The sequence below is a fragment of the Paenibacillus gyeongsangnamensis genome, from assembly GCF_027533625.1.
GTDB classification, from domain to species: Bacteria; Bacillota; Bacilli; order Paenibacillales; family NBRC-103111; genus Paenibacillus_G; species Paenibacillus_G gyeongsangnamensis.
Window position 1 is genome coordinate 1 of the sequence record NZ_JAQAGZ010000057.1, and the last position, 8,554, is coordinate 8,554.

Sequence of the window (8,554 nt, forward strand, 5' to 3'; positions counted from 1 at the left end):
GAGAGTGAATCCCAAGGACCTTGTGGAGAGAGACGTGCAGCAAAAACTTTTTTTGGAAGATGTTGTAATATGATCAACACCTTCTATTCCCGCATGCGCTCTAACGGATCTGACTAGCCACATTATCCACTCGTTTAAACTCCTACTTAACAAGGTACGTGAAATCCTGCGAATGAGCGAGCATACGTGAGAAAAACCTTATTCTCTGAGGGAGTGCTGTTACATCGGAGCAGAAAGTCCCGCTACTTTCTTATCCAAGCGAAGGGTTTTGGTGCAACTAGGGTCTTGTTCAATTATATTGTTTAGATATTTCTGTTGTCGTAGTAATGTTTCTTGATTCATGGCTTTCTCGTCTTTCAATTGTTGGACTGCGATAGGGTAAGCTGGATTTTTATCGACGGTGATCACGCGCGGCGGTTGATTGTGTGGCGAAGTCAACGCTTTCTTGAAAAATCGTCTGGCCGCGGGAGCATCTCGATTTTCAGAAAGCATGAAATCAATCGTATTTCCGTTTGAATCCACTGCCCGGTAAAGGTATTTCCATTGTCCTTTGACTTTGATGTAGGTTTCATCCGTTCGGTAGGAATCATTGGTCGGTTTCAGAAAGGGACGAATTCGCTTGTCTAGTTCTGGCCCAAACTGGTGAACCCATCTCATGATGGTTGTATGAGCCATATGTAGTCCTCGTTCTTCCATCATCTCCACTAGATTACGATAACTAAGGCTATATTTTAAATACCATCTTATTGTCAGCAAGATGATCTCTGATTCGTACTGCTTCCACTTAAATAAATCTAATTCTCTTTCCAATGTAATTTCCCCATCTCATGACTTTATTTCAATCATGTTATCATGGATTTAAGAGCTTTGCACCATAACCTGCAAGAATAATGTACACCCAAGCGTGTTGTCATTACTGTCACAGCAAGCTCGCATTGCCAAAGTATGCACTGCCTGGAATGGCATGGCAAGGGTATTACATGGTTACGGAAGGTAATATATTTGGGATCCATCAGCCAGATGAGAACGCAAAATAGAATTTTGCCTTTCCACACATAGACAAAAGCCGGACCTCACGAGGTCGGGCTTTTCATGGTGGAGGCGAGGGAGTATTGAACTCCCGATTTAGCTTGCTGACGAAGTCATATCAAAGAGGACAGTCTTAGCCGTAGATTTCAATATTTTGCTCCCTCCGCTACGCTACGGTCCGAGCGACCTGAACCCCCAGGCAGCCATCTTGTTTGATAACGGACCGTACAGACTCTATTCCTTTGAAACTTCGCATGTTTGGATTCTAAAGGACCCCTCAGCCGATATTCGTTCAATGATCGTTAGTTTCATACGAATTTTCCGCTCATAAGGTCTCTCAGGTCCGTTAGTCCGTTACAATTCGAGATGCGCTCTTTTTGTTCCAATAGCGTCTCCTGTGTCCGTTAGCTGCTCCTTCTCGCTTACTAGCAAAAACGAAAAAAAACAAGAGCGCTGCACGCACTCTCGTTTCATATCGCCGCGGGCTACAGGTTTGGGGCTTCGCCAGGTCGATTCACCGGATTCGGACAATGATTATAGCGATAAAGGTTAATAACGCCAACAGGAAACTTCCGAATTGCAGCAGCAGCTTAATTAATTCTTGCGGTTCTTGCGGTTCTTGCGATTTCACCTTAATCTCCTTCCTTTCACAAAGGGAACCGGGTGGCGTCACCTAAGCCTGCAGGAGATACAAAAAAAGCCCACCTTTTTCGGCAGCTGGCTGGCATAGTTTCCCTTAGCCCCTGTAGCTTTGCGTCGCCGCCTTTCGACGGTTTTGCCATTTTTTAGGATAGACTAATATTTTATGTAAATCAATTATATCTCCAAATTCCAGATTAATATATAGGATGTAAGACATAGACTTGTAAGCGTTTTCTTGCAATTTTGTCGAATCTGCTGCTTATATATCGATGCCGTTCCGCAATCCACTATCACCGTTGCAATAAAAATTTCATAGAATCGAAGAGAACCATATTCATACAAAAGGTTTCAACAATACGGGGTAGTACCGGCGTAGCTGATACCACCCCTACAAATGTCGCCGGGCCGGATCTTCAAGCAAATATGTTCACCAAATCGACAATAATCATGTAAGAATACATATAGAAAAATATTGGAAAATCTGTATGTGAATAACACATTGCTCAGTTAATTATTCCCATTAGAGATTTAAAATGTCAATAATAAATAAAAATAAGCTCATAATTGCTTTAATGCTTACAGTAGTTTCTGTGTTGATTCCTATGGAATCTTTCGCAGCAACAGCACCCAAAGCAGGTGTTATTAAACCATATATTGACGAAACTGATTTGGTTGGACAACAGAACAAAACTTTTGATAACTCATATGATCTTAATTAAGTAGTCGCATCAAAGCGTTAATGTATTAAATATTAAATGATGACCGACGACGTTCTACCTCGGCTTCATCATGTCGAACACTTCTGGCGCTTCCTGCTTAATCTTCTTTGCATCGGTATCGTTCATTGGTACCGACTAGTTTTGCGGCTTGTTTTCTCGATTGGTCGGTACGATCATTCACTTGAGGAATTTTTTCCTCAACTGTTTTAGGTTTACCTGGAGCAGTTCTACCATGTTCACGTTGTCTTTCCCTCGCCTCCTTCTCCAACAGCGGAAGCATGTCCACAACTACAGCAGCTTTCTGTGATTGTGTCAGGTGCCGGCGCTTTAAGTTCAAACTGATCACCATAGAGATGAGCGATCCTCTATCTTCCCATTCCCTGACGATCGGATTAATTGCTTAGTAGAGCTCGGAGGTATTCGAACGGCTGAATTGGATGGCAAGTCATACTTCGTAGGTATTGACGTGGCTCGGACCTTGGAATACGCCAACCCCAGCAAAGCCGTCATTGACCACTGCAAAGGGGTTTCCAAGTCACTTTGGACAAACCGATTTTGTTATTGCGTCGTTACCTATGACAGGAGAGAAAAATATAAGCGCAATAATAAGGGTAGAGGAGGCTCAATTTTGATAAAATGGATAAGGGAGAACAAGTACGCTGCATTGCTGCTGACGCTAATTCGTTTGTATGTCGGATGGAGGTGGATGACGTCAGGTTGGGGCAAGCTCACCGCCGCGAAATCATTTGACGCCAGCGGTTTTATTAAAGGAGCGATAGCGAAACCTGTACTGGATTCCGCAACAAATGATTTGATTTATCCGAACTATGTGGCATTCTTAAAACATGTTGCATTACCAAATGTCCAAATGTTCAACTTGTTCGTCCCATGGGGAGAATTTCTGGTTGGGGTGGGTTTGATCCTTGGCTGTTTGACTACAACGTCGGCCTTCTTCGGTATATTGATGAACTTCATATACATGTTTGCCGGTTCTGTCAGCGTTAACCCGTGGATGGTACTGTTTGGCTTCATAATACTCGCAGCAGGCGCTAACGCAGGAAAATTTGGTGCCGATTATGTGATGCTTTCTCGATTACGCAAATTGTTTACCCAACCGTTTCAGAAATTGCCCGAGCCGCATCGCCTTAATCGTTAGAATGTCAGCAAATGTCGAAAGTATGTTTTACGTTAGGGAGGCCCCTTTGGGAAGTGATAAGGCGCTCATATCCTAACTCTTTCGCTATTCTGGCTGCCGTCCTATACAACATACTACAGAGATTCGGGTATGCCTCTTTAACAGCCAACCGCGTTACTTCGAGCACTTTTCCATTATCCTTCAATCTGGCCACCGGCCGTCCTACGATGTCCATACCTATGATCTTGTTTCCATCGCTTAAGGCCACACTGAATTTATGCCCTTGTGGCGATACATGATGACTATTTACAAAATCACATGTCTCTCTGAGTGTCGTTGGCGCTTTCACTGGCTCAAACTCAGCATAATTCGGGTAATACTCACGTAAATAAAAATTCGCTTGCCGTTTACATAGAAAACAGAACCCGCTTCCAATAAAAGCGGGTTCTGTTTTTATATAGCATCCTCTTCATCCATTAAATCCGACATGGACTCCAATCGGCTTAAGGCCTCTGCCAATATCGCTTACTCCGGTCTGGTCCAACGCTCAGGCCAAACTGCCGAGAAGAAACGATAGCTTTCGATTAATTTAAGCCGCCCATGACTGGATGCGCGACGTAAGGCCCTTCGAGGCTTGCAATTTCCTCCGGCGTCAGCTTTACGGACAAAGCAGCCGCCGCATCCTCCAGATGATGAGGCTTGGTCGCTCCGACAATCGGCGCCGTGACCGGCGACTTTTGCAGCACCCAGGCCAGCGCCACCTGTGCCCTTGGAACTTCCCGCTTGGCGGCAACCTCCGCAACGCGTTCAACAACCTTGCGATCCGCTTCAGCCGTAGAGGCATAGAGCTTCTTGCCGAACTCATCCGTCTCCGAACGCACGCTCGTTTCCTCCCAATCGCGGGTAAGCCGGCCGCGGGCAAGCGGGCTCCAAGGGATGACGCCGATCTTCTCCGCCTCGCAGAGCGGAAGCATTTCCCGCTCCTCTTCGCGGTACAGCAGGTTCAAGTAGTTCTGCATGCTGACAAATCGCGTCCATCCGTTTCGGTCGGCGATATGAAGCGCTTTTAGAAACTGCCAGGCATACATGGAAGAAGCGCCGATGTAACGCGCCTTGCCGGCTTTCACCACATCATGAAGCGCTTCGAGCGTTTCTTCTATCGGCGTATTGTTATCCCATCGATGGATTTGGTACAAATCCACATAATCCGTGCCCAGGCGCCGCAGGCTGTTGTCGATCTCCGCCAGGATCGCTTTGCGCGACAGTCCCGCCCCATTAGGACCCGGACGCATCCGTCCGTGCACCTTCGTCGCGATCACGACCTCATCCCGTTTCGCATAATCCTTCAAGGCCCGTCCTACAATCTCCTCGCTGGTTCCATCGGAATAGACGTTGGCGGTATCAAAGAAATTAATTCCCAGTTCAAGCGCTCTCTTAATAAAGGGCCTGCTGGTTTCTTCGTCCAGCGACCAGGGATGGGGCCCGCGGTCAGGCACCCCATAGCTCATACAACCGAGGCAAAGCCGCGATACATCCAATCCGGTATTCCCGAGCTTTACATAATCCATCTTTGCTCACTCCTACGTCTGTATTTTTTATCCCTGCTATGACAACAGTAATAAATTACCATCAGGGATGTCTTTTCCATCATAACTCAAGACCCCCCGGAAAGAAAAGGACGAACCGGGGCGGAAGATCGGCACTGAAGCGAATGCTCCCGCCGGTTCCGTTTATTTCGTTCCCAGCTCCGGCACCCTACGGCGTGAAGGAACCGAATCCGCGCGTCACAAAGTGAAGGAAGAAGACGCCTGAGATGATAAAAATGATGATCGGGATACCCAAATGGCTTGTGACAATCCCTCCGAATAAAGACCCGATCACGTTGCCGAGGGAACTGGCGCTGGCATTATATGAGAAGACGCTGCCTTGGATATGCGAAGGAGTCAAGCTCCGAAGCAGCGAGCTGATGGAAGGGATCAGCCCTCCGATGCACAAACCGGTAAGAAAACGGGCCCCCATAAGAATAAACGGATCCGTGATCTGGGCTTGAGGAATATAGAGGACCGAGATGAGAAAAAGCGAGCACATGAGAATTTTTAAATGACCGTGCCTATCGCCGAGCCTTCCCAGGTAGGGGGCTGAAATCATGGTGCCGAGCGCGTTCGAAGCGAAGATCAGCCCCGTCATGATCTCGAAAGTGTGAATCGTTCCCGGGCCCAATTCGACCAGTTGCTGCACATAAAGCTGCATCTTTCATCTCCTCCACTTTGGTTAATTCACATTGTAGTGGATTAAGAGAAAAGACTCAAAGGTAATTTTGGGGCTTTAGAGTATAGAGTTAAAGAACAGTATCTCGACGCTCCAAAGTATGCAAATAACCCCACCGCTCCTCTTACTGAAGAAGCGGGGTTACATATGACTCTTAATAGAATAGGCCGCCATGTTCCATACCCTGCCTGAATAAAATCAGACCCGTGATTAATTTAAGCTACGGGTCTATTTTTGTTTTGCCACTTACCAGTTCTAACCATGTATGTTGTATGTATGTTACAATATATTGAAAAGCTCAAAGGTGGTGTTCTGGCATGCTGTATCCTTTTACTCATCCTTCCATATTTCATGTGTTGTGGTTGTTATGCATGAATATCTCGATAATAATGATTTATTGGGGGGAAGGTATTATCAAAATCAGAATCGGAGACAAATTGTTTTAAACTTACCATCGAAAGATCGCAAATTAATCATAGATTAATATCCAGAATCTGCTTACTCCTTCTGCTCGGTGGAGATTCTCCCAGATCCTCAAGACGCTGCTCGGTTGTTAAAAAGATGGATCGACTCTTAGGGGAAGATGCCGTCACCTCTACTCTCCCCCTTGGCGTGTAAGTCGCAGTGATGCGCTTACCTACATATGGACGATTTTCCTATCTACCTTTTGTTGAACAGATCGTCAAACTGCTTACGGAATATATCCGCGCGGCGTGGGTGATTGAGATGCCCGATCGTTTTGATCCGAAGTTTCCGACAAGCAGACTTGGCCTTCTTCCCTACGGAAATCACTTTGATACCAGGAAAAAGATCGATGACGACCTGCAGAGTCGTCATTCCCCACTCCAATTCCTCCCGCTCCGGGGTCCGATTTTTGCCGTCTTCATCTATGGGACCACTTCACGCTCGCTCATCTCTCATCGCCTCTCTCATTTCAGCATTATAAAGCAACATATACTGGGGGGCAAACGTCAAATTGGGTCGCTTTTCCTAGAACGATCCTATATGACGTTTGGACGGATCTCTTTATATCTCCGGTATTTAATGCTTTTCATAATTCTGAAAATGGCGATGTCAGCGACCACTTTTGGCCCCGTATTTTATCCTAATCGTGATATTCATCATTTTTCATTGCCGTGTAGTTCGGGGTACGCTTCTTTTAGTTCTTCAACGGATCTAAATTTTTCAGTTTCAAAAATAAGCTTGGCCGGCGCCTTTTCTGTTTTATCCTAATGATATGTCCGTAATATTGTCCATTTTTTCCAAACACAAACTCTTTGAACATACTGGTGAGGCAATTAACTATGCTTTAGGGAAACTGGACTACAGCAAATGTATAGGTTGCAAACACTCTGCATTTCGTGAATGCGTCGCGCTATCCTCTCCTACCCATCAACAAGCGCAACTGCATTCAACAGATAAAGTCTCCAACCATGAGCTGAACTTGGCTCATAAACTGTGATCGAAAAAGAGTCGATTTCGCTTTGAAGGCAGCATTACAACAATTGAGAATAATTTGCAAACTAAATCTTAGATTTGGCTACTAGGGATTATTTTACGAAGCGGGAAGGAATAAATAAGGAGACATTCCGGGCGCCATTGTTCGTGATTTGGTTTGTTTTTATAAGCTTAGGCTTAATGATATATCCCTGCTGCTGTTTTAAAGGTGTAGACTGGGAAAATAAAGTATTAGACTGGCGAGGGGCGTTAAACTAAGTGGCAGGATAATGTAGGAGTACCGCCAGCAGAATAACGTAAAACCCACGCTATGACATTATTTACCACGAATTCAATAGAAAAAAGATCGAAAGGAGGCTTCGGCCTCCGTTCCGCTCTTTGCTGAGCTCATCTTTTACTGCTATGCGTCTGGAACTCCCGTTGATAACGGCCTCCGGCCGCACTCCCGACCCCGACTATCACAAGCAGGATCGCGGCGACCGCAATTGCCAATCCGATGAGAAATACGAAGGTTATTCCTTCCCGATAGCCCGCGGCGCTTGAATGACCTGCGCTCCCCACTTGAAACAGCAATACGGTGAGCGAAACGCCTGTGACTCTGCCAAAATTTCGAATTGTCGCCATAAGGGAGCCTGTCAGTCCTGTTTTGCTCGATGGTACGCTCTCCAGCACAGCGACGTTGTTCGGGGATTGAAAGAAGCCCATCCCAGTTCCGAACAGTCCGAGGGTCAGCACCACCTCCATAACCGAAGTTCCGCCGCCAAACCGCGACATCAACCCCAAAGCTGCAGCGGCAGCCGACAATCCGGCAATCGAGGGCCAGGCATTTCCATAACGATCCGCCACCCAACCGCTGAGGGGAGATGAGATAATCATCGCTATCGCCTGAACGCTCATGATTAAGCCGATGTTGGAAATCGAAATATGCCGAACATGATCCAGAAAGAGCGGAAGCAGAATCGACGGGAGCATCATGAGAATGAAGGATAGAAAGCCGGTGATGTTGCCAATTGTAAATCGAAGATTACCGAATAGCGATAAATCGATCAAAGGATTGTCCGTAGACCACTCTCTCCAAATAAATCCAACCCATCCGCCTGCCGCGATTCCAAGCATTAGCAATCCGGGACCGCTCATCCAGCCCCATTGATACCCGTTAGAAATGAGGAGCAGCAGCGAGGTCACCGCAGCAAAGAAGACTACTCCTCCGATAAAGTCGAATTGGGCAGCATCACCTTCTTCCGCAGCCTCGCCTTTCCTGATCGGCGGAGCGAGAAGGATGGAGCTTGCTGCAACCGATATC

General features: G+C 46.4%; 9 protein-coding genes, 3 pseudogenes and 1 riboswitch. Of the genes and pseudogenes, 4 read left to right on the forward strand and 8 right to left on the reverse strand.

The annotated features are described in order from the left end of the window. Nucleotides 1-261 precede the first annotated feature (261 nt). Nucleotides 262-810 (reverse strand): annotated as a pseudogene (locus O9H85_RS37100) (IS6 family transposase); the annotation flags it as partial. A gap of 116 nt (nt 811-926) precedes the next feature. Between O9H85_RS37100 and O9H85_RS37105 the strand changes: the two are divergent. After that, nucleotides 927-1,037, forward strand: a pseudogene (locus O9H85_RS37105) (VOC family protein); the annotation flags it as partial. Between the two features lie 506 nt (nt 1,038-1,543). On the opposite strand, the gene O9H85_RS38180 reads toward O9H85_RS37105, so the two are convergent. Beyond that, nucleotides 1,544-1,702 (reverse strand): putative holin-like toxin, encoded by a 159-nt coding sequence (locus O9H85_RS38180; protein ID WP_409348274.1) that lies wholly within the window; start codon nt 1,700-1,702, stop codon nt 1,544-1,546. A 36-nt stretch (nt 1,703-1,738) separates the two neighbouring features. Continuing rightward, nucleotides 1,739-1,819, reverse strand: a riboswitch (cyclic di-GMP riboswitch). 385 nt (nt 1,820-2,204) lie between these two features. Between O9H85_RS38180 and O9H85_RS37110 the strand changes: the two genes are divergently transcribed. Beyond that, nucleotides 2,205-2,390: a hypothetical protein gene (locus O9H85_RS37110; RefSeq protein WP_269886334.1), complete on the forward strand. Its 186-nt coding sequence runs from the start codon at nt 2,205-2,207 to the stop codon at nt 2,388-2,390. Between the two features lie 97 nt (nt 2,391-2,487). Here O9H85_RS37110 and O9H85_RS37115 read toward each other — a convergent pair whose 3' ends face one another. Then, entirely contained in the window at nt 2,488-2,739 is a 252-nt protein-coding gene (locus O9H85_RS37115; protein WP_269886335.1) for a hypothetical protein, read from the reverse strand. Nucleotides 2,740-2,808: 69 nt separating this feature from the next. On the opposite strand from O9H85_RS37115, the pseudogene O9H85_RS38185 reads away from it, so the two are divergent. Both O9H85_RS38185 and O9H85_RS37120 read left to right on the forward strand, forming a co-directional pair. After that, nucleotides 2,809-2,928: pseudogene (locus tag O9H85_RS38185) on the forward strand (BRO family protein); the annotation flags it as partial. A 93-nt stretch (nt 2,929-3,021) separates the two neighbouring features. Continuing rightward, nucleotides 3,022-3,546 carry a DoxX family protein gene (locus O9H85_RS37120; protein WP_409348276.1) on the forward strand — a complete coding sequence of 175 codons (525 nt, stop codon included), beginning with the start codon at nt 3,022-3,024 and terminating at the stop codon, nt 3,544-3,546. Between the two features lie 4 nt (nt 3,547-3,550). Here O9H85_RS37120 and O9H85_RS38190 read toward each other — a convergent pair whose 3' ends face one another. From O9H85_RS38190 to O9H85_RS37145, 5 genes are all read right to left on the reverse strand, one after another. After that, nucleotides 3,551-3,874 carry an XF1762 family protein gene (locus O9H85_RS38190; RefSeq protein ID WP_409348275.1) on the reverse strand — a complete coding sequence of 108 codons (324 nt, stop codon included), beginning with the start codon at nt 3,872-3,874 and terminating at the stop codon, nt 3,551-3,553. Nucleotides 3,875-4,109: 235 nt separating this feature from the next. Then, nucleotides 4,110-5,093 carry an aldo/keto reductase gene (locus tag O9H85_RS37125; RefSeq protein ID WP_269886336.1) on the reverse strand — a complete coding sequence of 328 codons (984 nt, stop codon included), beginning with the start codon at nt 5,091-5,093 and terminating at the stop codon, nt 4,110-4,112. Nucleotides 5,094-5,280: 187 nt separating this feature from the next. Then, the gene (locus O9H85_RS37130) at nt 5,281-5,775 is read right to left on the reverse strand and encodes an MFS transporter (RefSeq protein WP_269886337.1); all 495 of its coding nucleotides are present in this window, start codon (nt 5,773-5,775) and stop codon (nt 5,281-5,283) included. A gap of 678 nt (nt 5,776-6,453) precedes the next feature. Next, complete coding sequence (locus O9H85_RS37135) at nt 6,454-6,642, reverse strand: uracil-DNA glycosylase family protein (protein WP_269886338.1); 189 nt, start codon at nt 6,640-6,642, stop codon at nt 6,454-6,456. Nucleotides 6,643-7,638: 996 nt separating this feature from the next. Continuing rightward, a partial coding sequence (locus tag O9H85_RS37145; RefSeq protein ID WP_269886339.1) for an MFS transporter occupies nt 7,639-8,554 on the reverse strand: 916 nt, incomplete at its 5' end.

Excerpts from the sequence above, each read along its gene's own strand:
- O9H85_RS37125 (WP_269886336.1), bottom strand. The coding sequence starts at position 5,093 with ATGGATTATGTAAAGCTCGGGAATACCGGATTGGATGTATCGCGGCTT.
- O9H85_RS37115 (WP_269886335.1), bottom strand. The coding sequence starts at position 2,739 with ATGGTGATCAGTTTGAACTTAAAGCGCCGGCACCTGACACAATCACAG.
- O9H85_RS37110 (WP_269886334.1), top strand. The coding sequence starts at position 2,205 with ATGTCAATAATAAATAAAAATAAGCTCATAATTGCTTTAATGCTTACA.
- O9H85_RS37130 (WP_269886337.1), bottom strand. The coding sequence starts at position 5,775 with ATGCAGCTTTATGTGCAGCAACTGGTCGAATTGGGCCCGGGAACGATT.